The following is a 22,721-nucleotide window of genomic DNA, read 5'->3' as shown; positions in this document are numbered from 1 at the left end:
CTCGGCCATTTTACGGAGCGAGCACCATAATGCGCTTCGGAAAAAGCCATGAACCCCACGACCCTCGCGGCGCTTGCCGCATTCCCTTCGCAGCTCGAAGCCCACTACGCGGCCATTCCCGATGCCTTCCGCCACTGGGCGCCGCCCTCGTGGGAGGGCGTGCCCAGCGAGGCCTTCACGGCCATCGAGCAGCTCTGCCACGTGCGCGACATCGAGGTCGAGGGCTATCACGTGCGCTTTCGCCGCACGCTGGAAGAAAGCCATCCGACGCTGGCCTCGATCGACAGCGAACCGCTCGCCATTGCGCGCGCCTATGGAATGGCCGACGCGGCAAAGGTGCTGGCTGAATTCCGCATCGCGCGTGCCCGGACCATGGAAATCGTCTCGAACCTGACGGACATGCAACTTGCGCGCACGGCCGTGTTCGAAGGCTATGGGCCGCTCACGATGCGCAGCCTTGTCCACTACCTCTGCAGCCACGACCAGCAGCATCTGGCGGGCCTGCAATGGCTGGCCGGCAAGATCGACGCGTCAAAGGCCGCAGTCGCTGCATAAACCAGGAGCATCCATGGGCAACCGACTCTCACAGATCGCCACGCGCACCGGCGACGACGGCACCACCGGCCTCGGCGACAACACCCGCGTGCCCAAGGACCACCTGCGCGTGCACGCGATGGGCGACGTGGACGAACTCAACTCGCAGATCGGCCTCTTGCTGTGCGAGCCCATGCCGGAGCCCGTGCGCGAGCTGCTGGTCGACGTGCAGCACCAGCTCTTCAACCTGGGCGGCGAGCTTTCGATGCCGGGCTACACGCTGCTGAAGGCCGACGCGCTGCTGCAGCTGGACAACGCGCTGGCCGAGCACAACGCCGCCTTGCCGCGCCTGGCCGAATTCATCCTGCCCGCGGGCACGCGCGCGGCCTCGCTCGCGCACGTGTGCCGCACGGTGGCGCGGCGCGCCGAACGCGCCGTGGTGGCGCTCGGCGCGACGGCCGAACTCAACGATGCGCTGCGCCAGTATCTCAACCGGCTCAGCGACCTGCTCTTCGTGCTCGCGCGCGTGCTCAACCGGATGAACGGCGGCGACGACGTCTACTGGAAGAGCGAACGCATGGCGCGCGCCGCGGCGGCAGATGCTGCCGAGCCCAACGACGAAGAAGGAAGCCCATCATGACAAAGAAGACGTTTGCCCATGCATTCACGCAGACCGCGTGCGGCGCCGCGCTCCTGCTGCTGTCCGCCGCCAACGTTCACGCGCAGAGCGCCGACAGTCCGCCCAGGACGGAGCCCGCGCACACGCTCCAGCCGCCGCCGCGTGACAGCAAGGTCGTGAACAGCGTGCAGCGCGGCACCCACGCCGCCGGCCGCGGCATCGACCGCGCAGAGAACGCGACGCGGCGCGGCGTCAACAACGTTTCGGAAAAAGCCAGCCGGCCGGTGCGCCGGGTGGGGGAGTCCTTCGGACGCAAGCTCGCCCCGGGTTCCAGCGGCCGCACTGCGCCGCCGCCTGTGGGGCCGCAGGGTAACGCGCCTTGATGTGAGCGCTCGTTCAGGGGAGTACCCGGTGGCCTGTGCACGCGCCCCGAACAAAAGCCCCGAACAAAAGCCCCGAACAAAGACCGAAGCCGCAACACGCAGACCACCAGAAATGGCAAGAAACATAGAGATCAAGGCCCGCATCGACAGCGTGGAACGCGTGGCACTCATCGCCGCGAAGCTCGCCGATTCAGGCCCGGTCGAAATCGCGCAGGACGACACCTTCTTCCGCTGCGACAACAGCGTCGACCGCCTCAAGCTGCGCACCTTCGCGCCCGACCGCGCCGAGCTGATCTTCTATCGCCGCGCCAACAGCAGCGGCCCAAAGGAATCGTTCTACCTGATCTCGCCCACCACCACGCCCGACGCACTGCGCGAATCGCTCACGCTTGCCTGGGGCCAGGCAGGCCGCGTGCGCAAGCAGCGCCGGCTGTTCATCGTGGGCCGCACGCGCGTGCACCTCGACCGCGTGGAAGGCCTGGGCGAATTCCTCGAACTCGAAGTGGTGCTGAAGGAAGGCGAGCCTGCCGAGGCCGGCACGGCCGAAGCGCATGGGCTCATGGCGCAACTGGGCATTGCGTCCGGCCAGCTCGTGCAGGGTGCCTACGTCGACCTGCTGCAGGCCGCCTGAGCCTTGCGGTCAGCGCCAGCCCGCGGCCTTGAGTTGGTCGGCGAGCTGCTGCGCAACGCGGGCATAGCCCTCGGCATTGGCATGGATGCGGTCGGAGCGCAGCGATGCGTCCGACAGCACGCTCGAATACACATTGGCCACGAGCAGCGCCTGCCCCGACTTCGCCACCTCCTCGTAGAACAGCGCATCGCTCAGCGAGCCGACGGCCGCGCGCATCGCGTCGGGCGAGGGCGTGGCCAGCAGCGCCACGTAGGGCGTGTGCGCGCGCGCCTGGCTGACAAGGGCTGCGAGGTTCTCGCGCGTGGCCGCTGGCGACACGCCGCGCAGCATGTCGTTGCCGCCGATGCCGATCAGGACCGCGTCGTAGCTGCCGGCGGCCAGCAGCGGCGGCAGGCGCTCCAGTGCGCCGGCCGAGGTGTCGCCATTGAGGCCCGCGTTCTCGATCTGCCAACCGGTGAGCTCGCCCAGCTTCACGGGCCAGGCGGCCTCGGGCGGCGCGCCGTAGCCGAAAGTCAGGCTGTCGCCCAGCGCGAGTACGCGGGCATCGGATTTCAGCGCGGCGGCGGAGGGCTTGCGCTTGCCGCAGGCGGCCACAAGGGCGGCAGCGGGCACGCCGGCCAGCAGGTGGAGGAGGTGGCGTCGCTTCATGCTGCGCGCCGCCTCAGTCAGGACGCTTGAAGAAGCGGTACAGGCCCGCAACCAGCATGACCGCGCCCAGCAGGGCCACGGCGGTCTGGCCGCCTTGATAGCCGCCGATGCCGGCAGGCGGGCCCGACATGAGCCACCTCAGGAGCATGCCCCCGCCCCACACGATGCCGATGGCACCAATGATCTTGTCACGCATGTTGATGATGGCGCCTCCACGCCCTGGATGGTTTGGAGGCCCATTGTCGCCAGGGTCGGACAACACGCCGCCCCGATACCAGCCCTTACCTGATTTCACCTGACGGCGACCTGATGCGTGCGGGGCAGACACAAGCACCGCTGACAATGGATTCGTCATCAACACGAAGGAGTTCCAGATGATCATCAAGTCAAAGAGCATGGCCGTCGCTGCTGCGGCGCTCGCGATGTGCATGGCAGCGGGAAGCGCCTTCGCACAAGGCCGCGGCCATGACGGCGACCACGGCAACCGCGGCAACGGCCATGGCAACGGCCGCTACGAGCAGCAGGACCGCCGGTTCGATCGGCACGACGACCGCCGCTACGGTCGCGAGGACTATCGTCCCGGCCGCCATTTCGATCGCCGCGGCTACCCCCAGCCGCACGCGGAATGGCGCCGTGGCGGGCGCGTGCCCCACGAGTACCGAGGCCGCAACTACGTGGTGAACGACTGGCGCGCCTACCGCCTGCAGCAGCCGCCGCGCGGCTACCAGTGGGTGGGCGTGGGCGGCGACTACGTGCTCGCGGCCATTGCCACCGGCGTGATCGCGCAGATCATCGTGGGCAGCCAGTAACCAGCCGGGCGCGCAGGCTGCTGCTGCGCGCCGAACATTTCAAGACCGCCGCGGGCTTCCTGCGGCGGTCTTTTGTTTTGGGCCGCGCGAGCCTCTCAGGCCACCACCGTGGGCAGCGACTGGGCGCAGACATTGCGCCCGGTGATGGTGAGCCGCAGGCCGCCGCCGTGCCATTCGAGCCAGTTCAGGCTCACGTAGGCCTCGATGTCGCTGTCGTCGATGCGGTCCGCCTGGCGGCTCTGCAGCAGCTCCACCGTGGCGGGCAATGCCCGCCTCAACCGCTCGCGCCGCTCGGCGGCGTCGGCGGCCTTCAGGGCGGCCCTTGTTTTCTGTTGCTGCTGCGGGGTCGATGCCATTGCTGATCCGTTCCGGGAAGCCAAGGAATTAACCCGAATGTACGCTCCCTGTGTGAAGCGGCGCGCTTCTTTTTAAAACCTGTTGCTGCAGGCGCCGAATGCATTGCGCAGACCCTAGATTTCGTAGTGTGATCCCTTCGCTTCATCGCCCAGAGCCTTTTCGACGACCGCGCGTGTCAACGTGGGTGCGAACGATTCGATGAAGGCGTGGACGTACTTGCGCAGGTAGTTGCCGCGCCGCACCGCGAGCTTGGTCATGTTGATGCCGAAGAGCCGGCCCGCATCGAGCGCGCGCAGCTGCGTGTCGCGCTCCGTCTCGTACGCCACGCCGGCCACGATGCCCACGCCCATGCCCAGCTGCACGTAGGTCTTGATCACGTCGGCGTCCATCGCGGCCAGCACGATGTTGGGCGCGAGCCCGCGCTGTGCAAAGGCCTCATCGATGCGCGAGCGCCCGGTGAAGCCGGTGTCGTAGGTGATCAGCGGATGGCGCGTGAGCGCCTCGAGCGTCAGCGGCGCATCCAGCAGCGCATGGCCCGGCGGCACGATCACCGAATGCGTCCAGCGGTAGCAGGGCAGGGCCACCAGCTGGGGATAGTCGCCCAGCGCCTCCGTTGCTATGCCCACGTCGGCCTCGCCGTCAATCAGCATCTGCGCGATCTGCTTGGGCGAGCCCTGGTGCAGGTGCAGCTTCACGTTGGGAAACTGCGCGCGGAATTCCTGCACCGCCACCGGCATCGCATAGCGCGCCTGCGAATGCGTGGCCGCCACCGAGAGCAGGCCGCTTTGCTGCGCCACGAACTCCTGCCCGGCATGGCGCAGGTTGCTGCTCTCCATCAGCATGCGCTCGATGATCGGCAGCACGTGGCCGCCCGGCTCGGTGAGCCCGGTGAGCCGCTTGCCGGCGCGCACGAAGAGCTCGATGCCGAGCTCTTCCTCCAGCTCGCGGATCTGCCGGCTCACGCCCGGCTGGGAAGTGTGGAGGGTATGGGCGACTTCGGTCAGGTTGAAGCCGCAACGAACGGCCTCGCGTACCGAGCGCAGTTGTTGGAAGTTCATCTGGCGCGGAAGAAGATCGGGGGGAAGGCACAGGCCCGCAGCGGGCCGAGCGGCGATTCTCGGCACAAGTGCTTATGCGGGGAACGATGCGTTTGTTGGTTTCACATGAGCAAAACATCTGTGCCGGCCTTTTTGCGGGAGCGCCTGCAGTGGATTTGCAATTTCGCACGACTGTGCTAAAGTTGACCGCATGGACGCCAAGACCCAGAAAAGCGAACTCACCCGCGCCGCCATCGTCGGCGCGGCGATGGACCTTGCGCTGGCCGAAGGCCTGGAGGCCATCACGCTGCAGGCCGTGGCCAGCCGCCTGGCGCTCTCCAAGAGCGGCGTGTTCTCGCGCGTGGGTTCGCGCGAGGCGCTGCAGAAGGCGGTGATCGAGGAATACGGCCGCCGCTTCCTGGCCGACGTGTTCGTGCCGGCCATGCAGAAGCCCAAGGGCCTCGCGCGGCTCGACGACATCGTCGGGCGATGGATTGCCCGCACCCGCGACATCGAGGCCGAAACCGGCTGCATCTACATGGCGGGCGCTTTCGAATACGACGACCGCGAAGGCGAGCTGCGCGACCTGCTGTTCGGCGAGATCACGCGCTGGCGCGCCGCGCTGCGCCGCACGGTGCTCCAGGCGGTGGAAACCGGCGAGCTGCGGCCCGACACCGACCCTGCGCAGCTGGTCAGCGAATTGAACGGCCTCGTCATGGGCCTGTTGCACGACGCGCGCTTCCTGCGCGACCCCCAGGCCGCCGATCACGCCACGCAGACCTGGCAGCGGCTTCTTTCGAGCTACCGCGCCTGAGCCACGGCACAGGCCATTCCGTTCCGTCTTTCTTTGTCTCAATTTCGCACGATCGTGCGATAAAAGGAGAAGCACCATGCTGATCATCGCCCTCTGTCTTGCCGTCTACCTGGGCGCCATCGGCGCCGAAACCGTCCGCACCGCGCTGCGCAGCCTGCCGCGCAGCAACGAGGACTGGGTCTGGTACTGAATGAAGAACGCAGGAGCCCATCGCATGACGAGCACCACCACCTCCGCGGCCACGCATGCCGCCCAGTCCAACTACTACCGCCCGGGCCGCCTGATGCGCGCCTTGCGCTTCGGCCTGACCGCCTCGCAGCGCCTGTGGCCCGCGCTGGGCGTGCGCGCCGCCTACCGCGTGTTCGGCACGCCGCTGCCGCCCAAGTGGCTCTACCGCGGCCAGGGGCCCGGCGCGGCGTGGCGGCGCGAGGCCTGGGCTTTCGAAAACGCCGGCCTCGGCCTCTATCACCCGGCTGCGCAGGACTTCGGTGCGCAATCGGCACCTGTCGTGCTGCTGGTGCACGGCTGGGGCGGGCATGCGGGGCAGATGCTGGCGCTCGCGCAGGCGCTGGCCGATGCGGGCCTGCGGCCGGTGCTGCTCGAACTGCCGGCCCATGGCCGCAGCGCAGGCACGATGAGCAACTCGCCGCAGTTCGCGCGGGCCATCGCGTATGTGGTTGCCAGGCTGGCGGCCGACGGCCATGCGCTGCGCGCGGTGGCCGCCCATTCGCTGGGTGCCAACGGGCTTGCGCTGGCGGCCGCGCAGGGCCTCAACGCCGAACGGCTGGTGCTGCTTGCGCCGCCGGCATCGCCGCGCGAATACACGCGCTACTTCGCGCACACCTTCGGCCTCAGCGAGGCGACGCGCCTGGCCATGCAGCGGCGGTTCGAGGCGCGCGAAGGCGTTCTGATGGCGCAACTGGAGCCGGCGGCCGTCGGTCCGCGCATCGCGCAGCCGACGCTGATCGTGCATGACCGCGACGACCGCGTGAACCGCTTTGCCGACGCACAGGCCTACAGAGACGCGATCAGGGGAGCGCGGCTGGTGGCCACGCAGGGACTGGGGCACCGCCGCATCCTCAAGGAGGAGGACGTGGTCCGCCAGGTGGTGCGCTTCGTGGCGCAGTCCTGAGCGGTGGGCAGGGCGGGCCGGCAATGCCGCCAGCCGCGCGTTCTTTCTTCAGCGCGCCGGCGAGGGGGCCGGGTCGGGCAGCTCGATCTTGATGTCGAGCACTTCGAGGTCGTCCTGCTTTTCCAGGTGAACCTTGATGTCGTCGGCATTGATCTTCACGTACTTGGAGATCACCGCCATCAGCTCGCGCTGGAGGTCGGGCAGGTAGTCGGGGCGCTTCTTGCCGCTGAGGCTGGACCGCTCGTGCGCGAGGATGATCTGCAGCCGCTCCTTGGCGACGCTGGCTGTCTTCTTCTTTTCGCCGAGCAGGAACGAGAAAAAGGACATGGCCTACTTGCCTCCGAAAATTCGCTTGAAGAAGCCCGGCTTTTCGGCGTCGACGAAGCGCATCGGGCGGTCTTCGCCCAGGAAGCGCGCCACCACGTCGCTGTAGGCCTTGGCCACGTCGGTTTCCTTGTCGTGGATCGCGGGCACGCCCTGGTTGGAAGCCTGCAGCACGCTTTCCGATTCGGGAATGACGCCGATCAGCTTGATGCGCAGGATGTCCTGGATGTCTTCCAGCGAGAGCATCTGGCCGCCGGCCACGCGGTTGGGGTTGTAGCGGGTGATCAGCAGGTGCTCCTTGATGGGGTCGCCGCCTTCCTTCGCCCGCTTGGTCTTGCTGCTGAGCATGCCCAGGATGCGGTCGGAGTCGCGCACCGAGGATACCTCGGGGTTGGTCACCACGAGCGCCTCGTCGGCAAAGTGCATGGCCATCATCGCGCCGGTCTCGATGCCGGCGGGCGAATCGCAGACGATGTAGTCGAAGTCCATGGCGGCCAGGTCGGTCAGCACCTTTTCGACGCCTTCCTGCGTGAGCGCTTCCTTGTCGCGCGTCTGCGAGGCCGCGAGCACGAACAGGTTGTCGCACTGCTTGTCCTTGATGAGCGCCTGGCTCAGGTTGGCCTCGCCCTGGATCACGTTGATCAGGTCGTACACCACGCGGCGCTCGCAGCCCATGATGAGGTCGAGGTTGCGCAGGCCCACGTCGAAGTCGATCACCGCCGTCTTCTTGCCCGCGAGCGCGAGGCCCGACGCGAAGCTGGCGCTCGTCGTGGTCTTGCCGACGCCGCCCTTGCCTGAGGTCACCACCACAATTTTGGCCATGGCCATTCCTTCTTGTTTCGATTCGGTTATTGGTTGTCGGATGCGGCGCGGCCCGTCAGGGAATCGCGTCGATCACCAGCTTCTTGCCGTCCAGGCGTATCTGGGCGGGCTTGCCGAGCACCGGGTCGGGCAGCGGCACTTCGTTGGTGCGATAGATGCCCGCGATGGCCACGAGCTGCGCTTCCATGCAGGTCGAGAAGATGCGCGCCTCGGTGTTGCCGCGCGCGCCGGCAATGGCCTTGCCCCGCAGCGGCGCGTAGACGTGCACGTTGCCGTCGGCAATGACCTCGGCGCCGAAGCTCACCACCGCGGTCACCACCACGTCGCCGCCGCGGGCGTAGACCTGCTGGCCCGAACGCAGCGGCTTGTCGATCAGCAGGGTGCCGTTGGCCGGCACCGGCACTTCGCGCACGATCTGCGGCGCTTCGCTGGCGGGCGCCGGCGAAGCGGCCGGTGGTGCCGGGGAGCGCGGCGCGGGCGCCACCGGCATGGCCGTGAGCGACAGGCCGGCGGCGCGGGCCGCGGCATTCTGGGCGTTGTTGCCCCCGCGCACCGCAATCGGCTGCGTCTGGTGGCGCGCCAGCAGGCCGCGCAGCGCCGTGAAGTCGAGCTCGGCGGGTTCCTCGCCGCTTTCCTCGTCCGGCTGCAGCTGCGAGAGGTCGATGACCACCGGCTCCTGCTCGAAGAAATCGGGCGAGTCGGCCAGCTGCGCGTCGAGGGCCTCGGCCAGCACGGCCAGATCGGCCGTCTTGAGGATCACTGCGATCAGCGGCAGCGTGGCGCTCTTGAATTCGAAAACCGCCTTGGTGCGCGCGGCGGAGACATCGGCCATTGGAAAACGTCGGTGCGAAAAGCGTTGAAGTCTAACGGGCGCGGGCTTCCGGCCAGTGACCGGGGCCCGCTTCAAGCGCCTCGGACAACATTTCTTGCACGAGGTTTCACTTTGCAGGGCCTCAGGCGTTGCGCGTCCGGCCCAGAAGCGCGTAGAGGATGATGGCCCCGAAAGTCGCGGTGCCGATGCCGCCCAATGCGAAATCGCCGAACTTCAGCGTGAAGTCGCCGGTGCCGATGATCAGCGTGATGGCGGCCACGATCAGGTTCTTGTTCTGCGAGAAGTCGACCTTGTTGTCGACCCAGATCTTGGCGCCCGCAATGGCGATGAGGCCGAACACCACGATGCTCACGCCGCCCATCACCGGCAGCGGAATCGCCTGGATCAGCGCGCCGAACTTGGGGCTGAAGCCCAGCACCAGCGCAATGAGCGCGGCCACCACGAACACCGCCGTCGAATAGATGCGCGTGGCCGCCATCACGCCGATGTTCTCGGCATAGGTGGTCACGCCGGTGCCGCCCGAGGCGCCGCTCACCACGGTGGCAATCCCGTCGCCGATGAAGGCGCGGCCGATGTAGGGGTCCAGGTTGCGTCCGGTCATGGCCGTGACCGCCTTCAGGTGGCCGAGATTCTCGGCCACCAGGATGATGGCCACGGGCGCGATCAGCAGCATGGCGTTGGCCGTGAACACCGGCGCGGTGAAGGTCGGCATGCCGAACCAGGCCGCGTTGGCGATGCCGCCCAGGTCCACCGGCTTGCCAAGGCCCATGCCGTTGGTCAGCGCCGCATAGACCAGCGTGGCCAGGATCAGCCCGACCAGGATCAGCAGCCGCTGCAGCATGCCGCGCGTGAACACCGCCACCAGCCCCACGCAGAGGAAGGTGACGGCCTGCATCCAGGAGTCGAAATTGCTGGCCGCCATGTTCTTGATCGGCACGCCCGCCAGGTTGAGCCCGATCACCGCCACCACCGCGCCCGTGACCACCGGCGGCATGAAGCGCTCGATCCAGCCGGTGCCGATCGCCTGCACGAGGGCGCCGATCAGGATGTAGACCACCCCGCAGGCGACGATGCCGCCCAGCGCCACCGCGATGTTGGCGTTGGGCCCCTTGCCCGCATAGCCGCTGGCCGCGATCACCACGCCGATGAACGCGAAGCTCGAGCCCAGGTAGCTGGGCACCTTGCCGCCCGTCACCAGGAAGAAGATCAGCGTGCCGATGCCGCTCATCAGGATGGCGATGTTGGGATTGAAGCCCATCAGGATGGGCGCCAGCACCGTGGCGCCGAACATCGCGATCACGTGCTGCACGCCCATCGCGCCGGTCTGCAGCCAGGGCAGGCGTTCGTCGGGCGCGACCACGCTGCCTTCGGTGGCGGCGACTTCGCGCCAGCTGAACAGGTTGCTCATGAGTGGTTATCTCCTCGGTAGTTATGTTCCTGGGGGGCTTCTCTCGGCCCGCTGCCGCCCGCGTGCCGGGCGGATCTTCTTCACTTCGCTAGCGCGGCGGCAGCACCGCCATTGTGATGCGTGAGACGCAGGTCAATTCGCCCGCGTCGTTGGTCATGTCGATCTGCCACACCTGCGTGGTGCGCCCGCGGTGCACCGGCCGCGCGGTGCCCGTGACCCAGCCGCTCGCGGCCGAGCGGATGTGGTTGGCGTTGATGTCCAGGCCCACGGCCCGGTCGCCTTCGGGGGCCGAGTAGTGCGCGCCGCAGGAGCCCAGCGTCTCGGCCAGCACCACCGAGACGCCGCCGTGCAGGATGCCGTAGGGCTGGCGGGTGCGTTCGTCCACCGGCACGCGGGCGCGGATGAAGTCGTCGCCCACCTCCAGGAATTCCATGCCCAGCGTGGACACGGCGGTGCCGATGTGGTTGCGGGTCAGTTCCTCGACAGAGATGTCTTTTTTCCAGATACGCATTCGGTTTCTCCGGTGCAGGGTTTTGGAAACTATAGCGACGGGGGCTGACAGCGGCAGTCGCCTTTGCGTGCTAAGTTGGCCCGATGAAACGCCCCGTCCGCCGTTGGCTCATCGGCATCGCCGCAGTCTTGCTGCTGGGCACCGGCGCGCTGGTGTGGGTGGCGAGCACCCGCCTGCCCAGCGACGAGGAAGTGGCCGCGCGGATTGCCGACGGCTTCGAGAAGCGCTTCGGCGTCGGCCTGAAGATCGGCGGCGCGCACTGGGCGCTGTGGCCCAGCCCCGTGCTGGTGCTGTCCGACGTGGCCACCGAGCAGCCGCGCCCCGTCACGCTGCGCCGCATCACGGTCCAGCTCAAGCTGCGGGAGCTGCTGCGCCGGGTCATCGCCATCGACGAGGTCGAGATCGAAAGCCTGGTGCTGCCGCGCGAGTCGGTGCGCGCGTTCCGCGGCAAGGGCCCCAAGCCGAAGGAGGGCGCCCACATCGTCGCGTTGCCCGTGCCCTGGACGCTGGCGCCGGTTCCGCTCGAAAAGCTGCGCTGGCGCGACCTGAGCTGGATCGATCGGCGCGACATTGCGCTGGCCTACGACGGCGAAATCAGCTTCGATGCCGGCTGGCGTCCGCGCCAGCTGCGCATCGAGCGCGCGGGCGTGTCGCCGCCCGCCCGGCTGCGGCTGGACCGCGCCGCCGGACAGGACCGGTGGCGCACCCGCATCGACATTGGCGGCGGCACGGCGAACGGCGTGACCTGGTTCGAGGCCTTGCCGCCGAACGACCTGCTGCGCGTGTCGGCCGAACTCGAGCCCCGGCAGGTGGACGTCGAGGGCCTGGTGCAGGCCTTCGGCCGGCGCAGCGCCGTGGCCGGCAAGGTCTCGGGCCAATCCACGCTGGTGGCCGAGGCGGGCGAGGTGGGCGCGCTGATGCGCAGCCTGCGCACCCGCACCGCCTTCTCGGTCCAGCCCGCCACGCTCACGCGGCTGGACCTGGCCAAGGCCGTGAGCACCGCGGGCATCAGCCGCGGCGGCACCACGCCGCTCGAAGAACTCACCGGCGTCCTCGACACGCAGGGCACCGACGACGGCGTGGTGCTGCGCTACACCGGGCTCAAGGCGCGCTCGGGCGTGCTCACGGCCAGCGGCCACCTGCGGCTCTTCAACCGCAAGCTGGACGGCGAGATCGCGGTCGACCTCATCGACGGCGTAGTGGGCATGCCGCTGAAGATCGGCGGGACGATGAGCGAGCCCGAGGTGTCGCTGACCGGCGGCGCGCTGGCCGGCGCGGCGGTCGGCACCGCGCTGCTGCCGGGCGTGGGCACGGCCATCGGCGCCCGCGCGGGGCAGCAGATAGAAAAGCTCTTCGGCACCGAAGAGCCGGCGAAGAAAAAGGCGCCGCCGGCGGCTCGCAAGGGCCCGTCGGTTTCTCCCTGAGGTGCCGGCGGGGCTTGCGGCTGAAGCCCGCTGAAGCCGCGCGGCTGCGCACCTCGAGAGGCGTCAGCCGAAGGCCTTGATGACGGCTGGCACCGTCAGCACCGCCGTGTAATAGCCCATGAACTGCACGCCGGTGTTGAAGCCGATGGCGCGCGACAGCAGGCCGCCGAGCAGGCCCATCGTGAGGATCACCAGCAGGCCGAGCAGTTGTCCTTCCCATACGCTGATCACCACGATCAGGCCGACGAAGGTCGCGATGATGGCCTCGTGGCTCACTCTGCGCGAGACGAAGAGCGCCGCGTGGCGCGCGAAGTTCATCGTGAACGGATAGGCCACGAGCGCCGCGAGCACCACGGCCAGCATGCCGTAGCCCAGGAACTCCCAGTGGTTCAGCAGGTTGTGCAGGTTGTGTGTCTGGCCGGTGGCCGAGTCGATGGTGAACACCGGCGGCGCATTGAAGAGCGGCGCCGCCGGCCCCGCCGCCACCGGGCTCAGCGGCAGGCCGATCGCAATCAGCGGGATCAGCGCCTCGGCGATGTAGGTCGCCTCGGTCACGCCGTTGCGCGCGGCCAGCGTGGTGGTGAGCCGGTGGTAGGCGTGCTTGATGCGCGAGCCCACCAGCTCGCCCAGCACCACCGTCATCGCGACCGGGCTGAACACGAAGGTGGCGCTGGAGATCGCGGCGGTCGCGAAGGTCCACTTCACCTGGCCGCGGTCGAGCACCTTGAACGGGTTCGGGAAGTAGCCCGACCAGCCCTTCACGTCCGGCGCGAGCGAGAAGGTGCGGACCTTGTCGCGCTTCATGCGTGCACGGGCCGCGGGCGAGATCACCGAGAACAGATCGGCCACCAGCGGTCCGATCGCGATGCCCAGGAAGTAGCTGATGCTGAGCTTCACGCCGTACTTGCCGGTGAGCGCCTGCAGCGCCAGGATCACCATCACGAACGGCACCAGCGTGGCCACCGAGGCCCAGCGTCCGCCCGAGAAATACGCAATGGCCACGGCCGCCACCACGAAGATCCAGGGCGCCGCCTTGGTGATGGCCGCGCCATAGGGCGCCAGCAGCACAGCAAAGAGCACGGCCAGCGGCACCGCGAGGAAGGCCGCGATGATCGCGCCCGACACCATCTTGCGCAGCGCGATGTGCGGCACGCCGAGGTTGCGCAGCAGGTTCGCGTCCTGCAGCAGCGGCGTGGCCATGGTGTCGCCCGGAATGCCCAGCAGTGCGGTGGGCACCGCATGCGTCATGTGCTTGGCCACCGCCGCTGCGAGGAAGAAGGTGAACACGCCTTCGGGCGGCACGCCGAGCAGCACCACCAGCAGGGTGAGCGGCGCGAGCGTGGTGGTCTCGTCGGTGCCCGAGACGAGGCCGATGGCCGCGAACACGATGGCGCCCACCAGGCCCATGCCGGTGGCGACGAGGATCTGGTCGAGGAGTGCGGCGTCGATCACGGTGCGGCTCCTTCGGCATTCCTGGCGTCATGGGTACGGGGCTTGTACGACGCAAACAGGTCGTGGATCTCCAGCTCCTTCATCTCGCGCACCACGGACGGCGGCAGGTCGTCCATCGAGCCCAGGTCGCCGTGCTCGCCGGCCAGCTCGGCCAGCACTTCTTCGCGCCAGCGCGGATCGGCGTCGGTGCCTTCCACCACTTCGCGCTTGGGCGTGAAGAGCTTCGCGCAGATCAGGCCCGACACCACGCAGCCGCCGAGGCCGGCGAGCATGGCGTAGGCGCGCGCCAGCTCGGGCGTGCTCACGGCGTTCGCGAGCACGCGGCTGGCCACGAGATAGCCCGCGAGGCTCACCGCGACGGCGATGGTGATCGACCATCCGAGATGGCCCAGGTCGGCCGTGTCGCCCCATATCTCCACCAGCCGCCATCTGGCGCGCGTTGCACTGTCTGCGTTCATTTTTCGTGTGTCTCCGTCTGTGGTTGTGTGACGGCCATTCCCATGGCCGCCGCGGTATCGGCCGCGGTCCGTGGTGCGGGGCTATGCCCGCATTTCTTTTCTTCCTGCTTACTTCTTGCGCAGCGCTTCGAGCAATGCCACGGCACGGTCGGTGCGCACGTCGTGCTCTGCGGCCATCTGCCTGGCGATGCTGTCGATCTCGTCGCCGGCGGCGCCCGCGACGAGCGCGATGTTGCGGGCATGCAGTGCCATGTGGCCGCGCTGGATGCCTTCGGTGGCGAGCGCGCGCAGCGCGCCGAGGTTCTGCGCGAGGCCCACGGCCACCGCGACTTCGCCGAGCTCCTGTGCCGACTTCACGTCGAGGATCTTGAGGGCGAGCCGCGCGAGCGGATGTGTCTTCGTGGCGCCGCCGACCAGCCCCACCGGCATCGGCATCTCGATGGTTCCGACCAATGCGCCCGCCGTGTCCTTCTCCCAGGTGGTCAGCGAGCTGTAGCGCCCGCTGCGGCACGCATAGGCATGCGCGCCGGCCTCCACTGCGCGCCAGTCGTTGCCGGTCGCGACGATCACCGGATCGACGCCGTTCATGATGCCCTTGTTGTGCGTTGCCGCGCGGTAGGGGTCGATGGCTGCGAAGGTGCAGGCGTCGATCACGCCTTCGACCACTTCCTCGCCGCTGCGTTCGCGCGTGGCCAGCACCGAAGGCATAAGCCGCACGCGCGCACGCGCCAGCCGCAGGTCCGCCAGGTTCGACAGAATGCGCAGGCGCACCGTGCCGCCCGTGAGCTTCCCGACCAGCGGCGACACCGCCTCGGCCATCGTATTGACGGTATTCGCGCCCATCGCGTCGCGCACGTCGACGACGAGGTGCATCACCACCATCGCGCCGCGCGGCGTGTCGCCGAACACATGCACCTCGATGTCGCGGCAGCCGCCGCCCAGGCCGATCAGCACCTTGTCGCGGCTGTTCGCCACGGCCAGGATCTGGTCGCGCGCACGCAGCAGCGCGAGCCGCGCGCCATGCGGGTCGGTGATGCCGATCACCTGCACTTGCGCGCGCATCAGCGGCCCGGTGCTCGAGGCTTCGAAGCCGCCGCCCTCGCGCGCCAGCTTGGCCATGAAGGAAGCGGCCGCCACCACCGAGGGCTCTTCGACCGCCATCGGCACGAGGTAGTCGCGCCCGTTCACGGTGAAGTTGCCGGCCACACCCAGCGGCAGCTCGAAGGTGCCGATCACGTTCTCGACCATGCCGTTGGCGCGGTCCACGCCGAGGGCCCCGGGTTGGGCGAGCAGCGCCGCTTCGTCGTCGGTGAGCGAGGCGGCCTGCGCGATGTGGGCCAGGCGCTGCGCGGGCGTGAGCGCGCGGAAGTTGGGAATGCGGGAATCGGCGACCATCGTTGCTTGTCTCTTCGGAAGATGAATTCGGGAGCAGGCAATTTAGGTCGGCTGTACCGCCGGCGGAAGGCACAGTTTGGCGGGACAGTGCGGACAGTGGTGCGCCGCGGCGGCCTGCTGTGTCACAGTCGCAGCCCATGACCACGATCGCCGATTCGCTTGCCGACACCCTCGCGCGCCAGATCGCGAGCGGCGCCTACAAGGCCGGCGACAAGCTGCCGTCGCTTCGCGAGCTCGCGCAGCTGCACGGCTACGCCAAGAACACCGTGGTGGCCGCGTTCGAGCTGCTGGTGTCGCGCGGGCTCGTCGAGCCGCGGCGCGGTTCGGGCTATTTCGTGCTCGCGCAGTCGACCCCCAAGCCCGTCGAGGAAGACGCGGGCAGCCTCGGCCGCGCCATGGACATCGTGTGGCTCATGCGCGAGCAGCTCAAGACGCAGCCCGACGCGGTGGCCGTGGGCGACGGCTTCCCGCCGGTCGAATGGCTGGCCGACGTGCGCCTGGACAAGTACCACCCCAAGGTGGTCCGCACCGGGCTCGGCGCGCTGTTCCGCTACGGCAGCCGCTTCGGCTATGCGCCGCTGCGCGACCACCTCGTGCGCAAGCTGGCCGACTTCGGCATCGGCGCCGAGCCGCGGCAGATCGTGCTCACGCACGGCGCCAACGAGGCGATGGACATCGTCATCCGCTATTTCGTGCCGCCGGGCGGCAAGGTGCTCGTGGACGACCCGGGCTACTACCCGCTGTTCGGAAAGCTCAAGCTCGCGGGCGCGCAGATGCTGGCCGTGCCGCGGCTGGCCGACGGGCCCGATCTCGACGTGCTGGAGCGCCTGCTGATGGCCGAGCGGCCGCGCCTCTTCTTCACGCAGTCGCTCGCGCACAACCCCACGGGCTCCGACATCTCGCCGGCCAAGGCCTTCCGCGTGCTGCAGCTCGCACAGAAATACGACCTGCTGATCGTCGAGAACGACCCGCTGGCCGACTTCAAGCCCACGGCCTTGCCGCGGCTCTCGGCGCTCGACCAGCTGGAGCGCACCATCTACATCGGCAGCTTCTCGAAATCGTTCTCGGCGGCGCTGCGCGTGGGTTTCGTCGCCTGCGGGGCCGACCTGGCGAGCGACCTCGCGGACCTGAAGGCGCTGATCCACGTGAGCAGCTCGGAGTACAGCGAGCGCACGGTCGACGTGATCCTCAGCGAAGGCCACTACCAGCGGCACCTGAACCGCCTGCAGAACCGGCTCGGCGAGGCCACGCGCAAGGCGTTGCAGCTGTTCGATTCGGTCGATGCGGAAGTCTTTGCGCGCACCCCGCAGTCGCTCTACGTCTGGGCTGCGCTTCCCGGCGTGGCCGACTCGCTGGTGCTGGCGAAGGAACTGCTGCCGCGCAAGATCGTGATGGCACCGGGCCGCATCTTCAGCACCGATTCGACGCAGGTCTCGCGCTGGTCGCGCTTCAACGTCGGTGCCATGGCCGACCCGCGCTTCGCGAAGGCGCTGCGCACCGCGCTGCGGCGACGTCCCAGCGGTTGATCTTCTTCAGTCAGTCGCGCAGCCGGATCACCTGCAGGTCGTGATCCGCGCCGGCATGCAGCCGCGCCACCTCGGCCGCGCGGCGCGTGAGCACTGCGCGCTGGTTGATGTAGCCCTTGTCGGTGATCTCGCCTGCGTCCAGGTTTGGCGGCTCGGCGAGCAGCAGCGCGCGCGTGGGGCATTGCGAGGAACCCGCGCCTTCGCTGCGCAGCGTGCGCAGCACTTCGGCGATGCGCCCGGCCAGCGCCTGCGGCGCGAGCGAGGCGGCTTGGGGGCTCGCGAACACCAGCATGCCGATCTCGTCGCGGTCATGGCCCGTGAGCACCACGTCCTGCACGTGCGGCGCCAGCATCGAGACCAGCTTCACGCGCAGCGTGCCCACCGAGACCCAGGTGCCGCTCGAGAGCTTGAAGTCCTCGGCCACGCGGCCGTTGAAGATCACGCCCTGCGCAGGATTGGCGGGGTCCGCAGGAAAGCCGGCATCGCCGATGCGGTAGTAGCCCTCATCGTCGAAGGCTTCGGCTGTTTCGCGCGATGCATGGCGGTAGCCCGGGAACACGGAGACGCCCTTGACGCGCATCTCGAGCTTCTGGCCGTTGGGCACGAACTTGAGCTCGAGCCCCGGCAGCGGCGCGCCGATGCAGCCCGCGCCCTCGAGCTTCCAGTGTGCTGAGGTGATGGCCGGCGAGGTCTCCGTGGCGCCCCAGGAGGTGGTGAGCCACAGCGGCCGCTCGGGCCGCACGCGCTGCGCCACGGCTTCGAGCCGCTGCCAGGTCGAGGGCGCGAGCGCCGCGGCCGCATAGAAGGCCAGCCGCAGCCGCGAGAGCACTTCGCGCGCAAGCGCATCGTCGGCTTCGAGAAAAGGCAGCAGCATGTCGAAGCCGCGCGGCACGTTGAACAGCAGCGTGGGCTTCACCTCGCGCAGGTTGCGCACGGTCTTCTCGATCAGGCCCGGCGCGGGCCGGCCCTCGTCGATGTAGAGCGCACCGCCATGGGCGAGCACCATGTGCAGGTTGTGGTTGCCGCCGAAGGTGTGGCTCCAGGGCAGCCAGTCGACCAGCACCGGTTTTTCCTGCGCGAGGAAGCGCCAGGTCTGCGCCATCATCTGCTGGTTGGCGCAGAGCATGCGGTGCGTGTTGATCACCACCTTGGGCTTGCCGGTGGAGCCCGAGGTCAGCAGGTACTTGGCGTGGGTGTCGGGCAGGATGGCCTGGTAGGCCTGCATCACGGCCGGAGTCTCGCTCGCCTGCAGCAGTTGCGCAAAGGGCAGGGCGCCCGCATGCGCATCTGCGTTGCGGCTGAACACCGCGGGCGCTTCGACGCCGCAGCCCGCGAGCGCGCCGCCGTAGACCTTGGCGTCCGAGGCGTAGATCAACGCCGGCTGCAGCGCCTGCAGCATGCCGTGCAGGCGCGACGGGTCCTTGGCCAGGCGCGAATACGCGCTCGACAGCGAGCAGGCGGTGCGCCCGATGTGCATGGCCGCCAGCATCAGCACCGCGTGGTCGATCGCGTTGTCCGAGAGGATCACGATCGGCTTTTCGGCCGGCAGCTTCAGGTCGAGCAGTGCCTGCGCGACGGCGCCCACGGCCTCGCGCAGTGCCCGGTAGTCGAGCTTTCGCCAGCCTTCGCCGCTGTCGTCGCGTTCCGCGAAGGCCAGCGCCTCGGGCGTCTCGCGCGCCCAGCGCTCCAGCCATTCGCCGATGCAGCGCGCATACGGCTTGAGCGCCATCGGCGATCGCAGCGCGAAGGAGCCGTCGTCGAAGTCGATGCGAACCGTGCGCGGCGGGGCGATCTGGCTTTCGTCCAGGAGAAAGTCGTCGTCGGTCATGTCAATCGAGTCTGCCGGTGTCGGCTTTGGCGCGAATCAGGTTCAACAGCAGGATGTCCCGGGCGGCCTCGAGCTCGGCCACGCGCCGCGCACCCAGTTCCTCGGCCACGCCCTCGGCCACCTTCTGCTTGAGTTCCGGCGTCATCGTCGGCGCGCCCAGGTCCTTCCACCAGTCCTCGATCGGGCCGCCCAGGTGCGCGAGCACATGTTCGATGCCGCCCGCGCCGCCCGACAGATGCAGGTTCATGAACGGCCCCATCACCGCCCAGCGCAGGCCGGGGCCGTGTGCAATGGCGGTGTCGATGTCGGCCACGCTCGCCACGCCCTCGTCGACCAGGTGGAAGGCCTCGCGCCAGAGCGCGGCCTGCAGCCGGTTCGCGATGTGGCCCTTGACCTCGCGCTTCACGTGGATCGGCCGCTTGCCGATGGCGGCGTAGAAGGCCATCGTGCGTTCGACGGTCTGGGCCGAGGTGCGCTCGCCGCCGACCACCTCCACCAGCGGAATCAGGTGCGGCGGATTGAAGGGATGGCCCAGTACCACGCGTTCCGGGTGCTTGCATTCGGCCTGCACCGCACTGATCGCGAGCCCCGAGGAGCTCGACGCCAGGATGGCGTGGGCCGGCGCGGCCTCGTCCATGCGCCGGAACAGGTCGGTCTTGAAATCCAGCCGCTCGGGGCCGCTTTCCTGGACGAAGTCGGCCTGGGCCACCGCGTCTTCGAGCCGCGCATGAAAGCGCAGCCGCCCGGCCGAGGCGCCAGTGGCCAGGCCGAAGCGCTCCAGCGTGGGCCAGTGCGCGGCCACGGCCGCGTGCAGCCGTGCCTCGGCATCGGGCGAGGGATCGGTGGCCTCCACGTCGAGGCCGCGCGCGAGGAAGAAGGCGGCCCAGCTGGCGCCGATGACGCCGGTGGCGACCACCGCAACGCGTTTCGTGGCAATCGGTTCCATCTGCATCGCCTCAGGAATCGGCCGTGAAGCCGATCTTCTTGACCAGCGGGCCCCAGCGTTCGGCCTCGGCGCGCTGCGAGCGCGCCATCTCCTCGGCAGTGGAGCCCTGGGCGATCAGGCCGACCACGGCCAGGCTGTCCGTCACCACCTTTTCCTTGATGGCCGCGTTGATCGCCGCATTGGCCGCCGCCACCACGCTGGCCGGTGTCCTGGCCGGCGCGTAGAAGCCGAACCATTCCTCGGTCGTCAGCTCGGCGAAGCCCTGCTCGGCAAAGGTCGGAACTTCGGGCGAGAAGGGCGAGCGCGCCTTGCCCGAGGTGGCGAGCAGCCGCAGCTTGCCGGCCTTGTGGTTGGGAATGAAGTCGCCGCTGGGCGTGACCATGGCGGCGATCTGTCCGCCCACCACGTCGGTCACGCCGGGGATGGAGCCGCGGTAGGGCACGTGCTTGAGATCGACGCCATTGTTCAGGCCCAGCAGCGCGCCGATGAAGTGCGGCGTCGAGCCGGCCGCGGGCGAGCCGTAGCTGGCCTGGTTCGGGTTGGCCTTGGCCCAGGCCAGGAAGTCCTTCACCGTGCGCACCTCGGGCGGCACCAGCGGGCCGACCGCGAGGCCGTGGTGCATGACGGCGGCGATCGACACCGGCACGAAGTCCTTGGCCGGGTCGTAGCTGAGCTTGCTGTAGATGTGCGGATAGATCGAGGTGCACGAGAAGGGCGAGAGCGCCAGCACGCTGCCGTCGGCCGGCGCGCTCTTGAGGGTTTCCAGCGCGATGCGCCCGCCGGCGCCCGGCTTGTTCTCGACCACCGCCACGTTGCGGGAATAGGCCGAGCCCGCGAGCTTTTCGCCGACGCGGCGCGCCACGCTGTCGCCGGCGCTCCCGGCCGGGAAGCCGTAGTAGATCTTGACCTGTTCGAGCGCCTGGGCCAGTGCGGCCAGCGGCGAGAGGGCGCCCAGCGCAGTGGCTGCGCCGAGCGTGTGGAGGAAGTGGCGGCGGGTGTTCATGGGATGTCTCCTTGGGTTGTTCTTCAGCGCGGCGCGAATTCGGGGCGCGGGCCGCCTCTGCGCGGCAGCCCCATCATCTGCCTTGCTTCGGCCGGCGTGGCCACTTCCATGTCGAGTTCATGGATGACGCGCACGATGCGTTCGGTGAGCTGCACGTTGGTGGCCAGCTCGCCGTGGCGGAAGTAGAGGTTGTCTTCCAGCCCCACGCGCGCATGGCCGCCCAGCAGCAGCGCCGCCACGTTGGCTTCCAGCTGCGAGGTGCCGATGCCGCTCACGCCGAAGATGCTGCCGCGCGGCAGGGTGTCGACCATCATCTGCAGGAAGCGCGGCGAATACGGCATCGCGTTCTGGAAGTTGCGGTGCACGTTCATCACCAGGTTGATGAAGTAGGGCTCGTCGTCATGGCCTTCCTCGATCAGCGTGGCCGTGTCCTGCAGGATGTGCGTGGGGCTGAACACCTCCCACTCGGGCTTGATGCCGCGCGCCTTCATGCCGGCGGCAAGCTCGCGGCCGCGGGTGATCGGCGTGTCCATCAGGATCTGCTTGCCCTCGAAGCTCAGGTTCAGCGTGGTGGCGTCGAGCGTGCACATCTCGGCGCCCGCGTCCATGCCCTTGATGCGCTCTTCCCAGGCGATCTCCCAGCGATCGCCGGCCAGCGGCTTCACCATGTCGCCGTGCACGCCGCCGCCGGTGGAGTTGTTGATGACGATGTCGCAGCCGGCGTTGCGGATGCGGCTGTTGATGTCGCGGTACACGTCGGCGCTGCAGGTGGCGCCGTCGTCGGGGCGGCGCGCATGGATGGCGGCCACGCTGGCGCCGGCGTTCCAGCAGCGCAGCACGTCGGCCGCGATCTCGTCGGGCTGGGTGGGAAGGTGGGGGTTCTGCGACTTGTGCGCCATGCCGCCGGTGGGGGCGATGGTCACGATCACTTTGCGCTTGGACGACATGCTCCGGGTCTCCTGGGGTGTCTTCTTTCATGAGGGGCGCGCTATTATTTTTGGCGGCGCAGGCACACTCAGTCATTGCGACGACATTTGGAGTCAGGGTTTACGCGGCGCGGCCCCATTTCCACGCCATCAGGAGCTTTCTTTTCATGTCCACGACGAAGCCGGCCTTCAAGGCGGCATCGCTGACGATTCCCCAGTTGCTGCAGCGCTCGGCCTGGTATCCGCTGCTCGACGAAACGGCGCGCGAGCGCGTGCTCGACGAAATCCGCGAGGTCGAAGTCGCGGCCGGCGCCGCGCTGTGCCGGCGCGGCGATACGCCGTTGCACTGGTACGGCACGCTCGAAGGCTTGCTCAAGTGGTCGATCACCTCGAGCGACGGCCGCTCGGTCACCTTCGGCGGGCTGTCGGTGGGCAGCTGGTTCGGCGAAGGCACGCTGCTGCGCGGCGCTCCGCGCTCGGCCGACGTCATTGCGCTGCGGCCCAGCCGCGTGGCCCAGTTGCCGCTGGAGACTTTCGAGTGGCTGCACCGCACGCAGCGCGGCTTCGATCATTTCCTGCTGCAGCAGCTCAACGAGCGGCTGCACTGGTTCATGGGCAACTACGCGGCGCACCGGCTGCTCGACGCCGACGGCCAGGTGGCCCGTGCGCTGGCGGGGCTGTTCCATCCGTGGCTGTATCCGGGCAGCGAGCTGCACCTGCAGACCTCGCAGGAGGAGATCGCCAATCTTTCCGGCGTGTCGCGCCAGCGCTGCAATGCGGCGCTGAACCGGCTGAAGGAAGCGGGCTTCCTGCGGATCGAGTACGGGGGGATCACCGTGATCGATCTGGAAGGCTTGCGGCGATTCATCAGCGAATGAATGAACGGGCTTCCTCTCCCGCAC

Annotated in this window: 26 protein-coding genes; 10 read left to right on the top strand and 16 right to left on the bottom strand. The window is 68.6% G+C overall.

From position 1 onward, the window contains the following. Window positions 1-48: 48 nt before the first annotated feature. From EJO66_RS11725 to EJO66_RS11710, 4 genes are all read left to right on the top strand, one after another. Entirely contained in the window at window positions 49-555 is a 507-nt protein-coding gene (locus tag EJO66_RS11725; RefSeq protein WP_124960312.1) for a DinB family protein, read from the top strand. 13 nt (window positions 556-568) lie between these two features. Next, on the top strand, window positions 569-1,174 hold the full coding sequence (locus EJO66_RS11720) for a cob(I)yrinic acid a,c-diamide adenosyltransferase (protein ID WP_124960311.1): 606 nt from the start codon (window positions 569-571) through the stop codon (window positions 1,172-1,174). After that, entirely contained in the window at window positions 1,171-1,536 is a 366-nt protein-coding gene (locus EJO66_RS11715) for a hypothetical protein (RefSeq protein ID WP_124960310.1), read from the top strand. The genes EJO66_RS11720 and EJO66_RS11715 overlap by 4 nt, the downstream gene beginning before the upstream one ends. 112 nt (window positions 1,537-1,648) lie before the next feature. Beyond that, the gene (locus EJO66_RS11710) at window positions 1,649-2,167 is read left to right on the top strand and encodes a class IV adenylate cyclase (RefSeq protein ID WP_125965327.1); all 519 of its coding nucleotides are present in this window, start codon (window positions 1,649-1,651) and stop codon (window positions 2,165-2,167) included. 9 nt (window positions 2,168-2,176) lie between these two features. Here the strand turns inward: EJO66_RS11710 and EJO66_RS11705 are convergent, their stop codons facing one another. Continuing rightward, entirely contained in the window at window positions 2,177-2,815 is a 639-nt protein-coding gene (locus EJO66_RS11705) for a GDSL-type esterase/lipase family protein (protein ID WP_124960308.1), read from the bottom strand. Between the two features lie 13 nt (window positions 2,816-2,828). Further along, window positions 2,829-3,212: a hypothetical protein gene (locus EJO66_RS32980; protein ID WP_240648571.1), complete on the bottom strand. Its 384-nt coding sequence runs from the start codon at window positions 3,210-3,212 to the stop codon at window positions 2,829-2,831. Here EJO66_RS32980 and EJO66_RS11695 point away from each other — a divergent pair. Beyond that, window positions 3,190-3,624, top strand: coding sequence for an RcnB family protein (locus EJO66_RS11695; RefSeq protein WP_124960307.1), 435 nt, complete (start codon window positions 3,190-3,192; stop codon window positions 3,622-3,624). The genes EJO66_RS32980 and EJO66_RS11695 overlap by 23 nt on opposite strands. A gap of 95 nt (window positions 3,625-3,719) precedes the next feature. Here EJO66_RS11695 and EJO66_RS11690 read toward each other — a convergent pair whose 3' ends face one another. Both EJO66_RS11690 and EJO66_RS11685 read right to left on the bottom strand, forming a co-directional pair. Next, window positions 3,720-3,980, bottom strand: a complete 261-nt coding sequence (locus tag EJO66_RS11690) for a hypothetical protein (protein WP_012745225.1) — start codon at window positions 3,978-3,980, stop codon at window positions 3,720-3,722. Between the two features lie 114 nt (window positions 3,981-4,094). Continuing rightward, window positions 4,095-5,039, bottom strand: a complete 945-nt coding sequence (locus EJO66_RS11685) for a CysB family HTH-type transcriptional regulator (protein ID WP_124960306.1) — start codon at window positions 5,037-5,039, stop codon at window positions 4,095-4,097. Window positions 5,040-5,229: 190 nt separating this feature from the next. Between EJO66_RS11685 and EJO66_RS11680 the strand changes: the two genes are divergently transcribed. Both EJO66_RS11680 and EJO66_RS11675 read left to right on the top strand, forming a co-directional pair. Continuing rightward, window positions 5,230-5,832 (top strand): TetR/AcrR family transcriptional regulator, encoded by a 603-nt coding sequence (locus EJO66_RS11680; protein ID WP_124960305.1) that lies wholly within the window; start codon window positions 5,230-5,232, stop codon window positions 5,830-5,832. A gap of 214 nt (window positions 5,833-6,046) precedes the next feature. Next, the gene (locus EJO66_RS11675) at window positions 6,047-6,964 is read left to right on the top strand and encodes an alpha/beta fold hydrolase (protein WP_125965326.1); all 918 of its coding nucleotides are present in this window, start codon (window positions 6,047-6,049) and stop codon (window positions 6,962-6,964) included. A 48-nt stretch (window positions 6,965-7,012) separates the two neighbouring features. On the opposite strand, the gene minE is transcribed toward EJO66_RS11675, so the two are convergent. The 5 genes from minE to EJO66_RS11650 all read right to left on the bottom strand — a co-directional run bounded on the left by minE (window position 7,013) and on the right by EJO66_RS11650 (window position 10,861). Then, complete coding sequence (minE, locus tag EJO66_RS11670; RefSeq protein ID WP_012745230.1) at window positions 7,013-7,291, bottom strand: cell division topological specificity factor MinE; 279 nt, start codon at window positions 7,289-7,291, stop codon at window positions 7,013-7,015. 3 nt (window positions 7,292-7,294) lie between these two features. Next, window positions 7,295-8,110 (bottom strand): septum site-determining protein MinD, encoded by an 816-nt coding sequence (gene minD, locus EJO66_RS11665; RefSeq protein ID WP_124960303.1) that lies wholly within the window; start codon window positions 8,108-8,110, stop codon window positions 7,295-7,297. Between the two features lie 55 nt (window positions 8,111-8,165). Then, window positions 8,166-8,942: a septum site-determining protein MinC gene (gene minC / locus EJO66_RS11660; RefSeq protein ID WP_124960302.1), complete on the bottom strand. Its 777-nt coding sequence runs from the start codon at window positions 8,940-8,942 to the stop codon at window positions 8,166-8,168. A gap of 121 nt (window positions 8,943-9,063) precedes the next feature. Continuing rightward, window positions 9,064-10,350, bottom strand: a complete 1,287-nt coding sequence (locus EJO66_RS11655) for a solute carrier family 23 protein (protein WP_124960301.1) — start codon at window positions 10,348-10,350, stop codon at window positions 9,064-9,066. Window positions 10,351-10,438: 88 nt separating this feature from the next. After that, window positions 10,439-10,861 (bottom strand): hotdog fold thioesterase, encoded by a 423-nt coding sequence (locus EJO66_RS11650; protein WP_124960300.1) that lies wholly within the window; start codon window positions 10,859-10,861, stop codon window positions 10,439-10,441. Window positions 10,862-10,944: 83 nt separating this feature from the next. Here EJO66_RS11650 and EJO66_RS11645 point away from each other — a divergent pair, with 83 nt between their 5' ends. Then, on the top strand, window positions 10,945-12,285 hold the full coding sequence (locus EJO66_RS11645; RefSeq protein ID WP_125965325.1) for an AsmA family protein: 1,341 nt from the start codon (window positions 10,945-10,947) through the stop codon (window positions 12,283-12,285). A 63-nt stretch (window positions 12,286-12,348) separates the two neighbouring features. Here EJO66_RS11645 and EJO66_RS11640 read toward each other — a convergent pair whose 3' ends face one another. From EJO66_RS11640 to EJO66_RS11630, 3 genes are all read right to left on the bottom strand, one after another. Continuing rightward, the gene (locus EJO66_RS11640) at window positions 12,349-13,737 is read right to left on the bottom strand and encodes a tripartite tricarboxylate transporter permease (RefSeq protein ID WP_206168848.1); all 1,389 of its coding nucleotides are present in this window, start codon (window positions 13,735-13,737) and stop codon (window positions 12,349-12,351) included. Continuing rightward, window positions 13,734-14,195 (bottom strand): hypothetical protein, encoded by a 462-nt coding sequence (locus EJO66_RS11635; protein WP_125965324.1) that lies wholly within the window; start codon window positions 14,193-14,195, stop codon window positions 13,734-13,736. Before EJO66_RS11635 ends, EJO66_RS11640 begins: the two co-directional genes overlap by 4 nt. Window positions 14,196-14,303: 108 nt before the next feature. Further along, complete coding sequence (locus EJO66_RS11630) at window positions 14,304-15,590, bottom strand: hydroxymethylglutaryl-CoA reductase, degradative (RefSeq protein ID WP_125965323.1); 1,287 nt, start codon at window positions 15,588-15,590, stop codon at window positions 14,304-14,306. 137 nt (window positions 15,591-15,727) lie between these two features. Here EJO66_RS11630 and EJO66_RS11625 point away from each other — a divergent pair, with 137 nt between their 5' ends. After that, complete coding sequence (locus EJO66_RS11625) at window positions 15,728-17,116, top strand: aminotransferase-like domain-containing protein (protein ID WP_125965322.1); 1,389 nt, start codon at window positions 15,728-15,730, stop codon at window positions 17,114-17,116. 10 nt (window positions 17,117-17,126) lie between these two features. On the opposite strand, the gene EJO66_RS11620 is transcribed toward EJO66_RS11625, so the two are convergent. Genes EJO66_RS11620 through EJO66_RS11605 form a run of 4 tightly spaced genes read right to left on the bottom strand, consistent with a single transcriptional unit; the run spans window position 17,127 to window position 21,840 of the window. Beyond that, the gene (locus EJO66_RS11620) at window positions 17,127-18,944 is read right to left on the bottom strand and encodes a feruloyl-CoA synthase (protein WP_125965321.1); all 1,818 of its coding nucleotides are present in this window, start codon (window positions 18,942-18,944) and stop codon (window positions 17,127-17,129) included. A 1-nt stretch (window position 18,945) separates the two neighbouring features. Then, a complete protein-coding gene (locus tag EJO66_RS11615) occupies window positions 18,946-19,890 on the bottom strand; it encodes a 3-hydroxyacyl-CoA dehydrogenase NAD-binding domain-containing protein (protein ID WP_223262357.1) in 945 nt (314 codons plus the stop codon). A gap of 10 nt (window positions 19,891-19,900) precedes the next feature. After that, the gene (locus tag EJO66_RS11610) at window positions 19,901-20,893 is read right to left on the bottom strand and encodes a Bug family tripartite tricarboxylate transporter substrate binding protein (RefSeq protein WP_124960293.1); all 993 of its coding nucleotides are present in this window, start codon (window positions 20,891-20,893) and stop codon (window positions 19,901-19,903) included. 23 nt (window positions 20,894-20,916) lie between these two features. Continuing rightward, window positions 20,917-21,840, bottom strand: a complete 924-nt coding sequence (locus tag EJO66_RS11605; protein WP_124960292.1) for a beta-keto acid cleavage family enzyme — start codon at window positions 21,838-21,840, stop codon at window positions 20,917-20,919. A 146-nt stretch (window positions 21,841-21,986) separates the two neighbouring features. Here EJO66_RS11605 and EJO66_RS11600 point away from each other — a divergent pair, with 146 nt between their 5' ends. Continuing rightward, on the top strand, window positions 21,987-22,697 hold the full coding sequence (locus EJO66_RS11600) for a Crp/Fnr family transcriptional regulator (RefSeq protein ID WP_124960291.1): 711 nt from the start codon (window positions 21,987-21,989) through the stop codon (window positions 22,695-22,697). Window positions 22,698-22,721 lie beyond the last annotated feature (24 nt).

It is taken from the genome of Variovorax beijingensis (genome assembly GCF_003951285.1).
Classification (GTDB): Bacteria; Pseudomonadota; Gammaproteobacteria; order Burkholderiales; family Burkholderiaceae_C; genus Variovorax; species Variovorax beijingensis.
The sequence above is the reverse complement of the archived record's forward strand: the minus strand, read 5'-3'. Positions and strand labels throughout refer to the sequence as shown.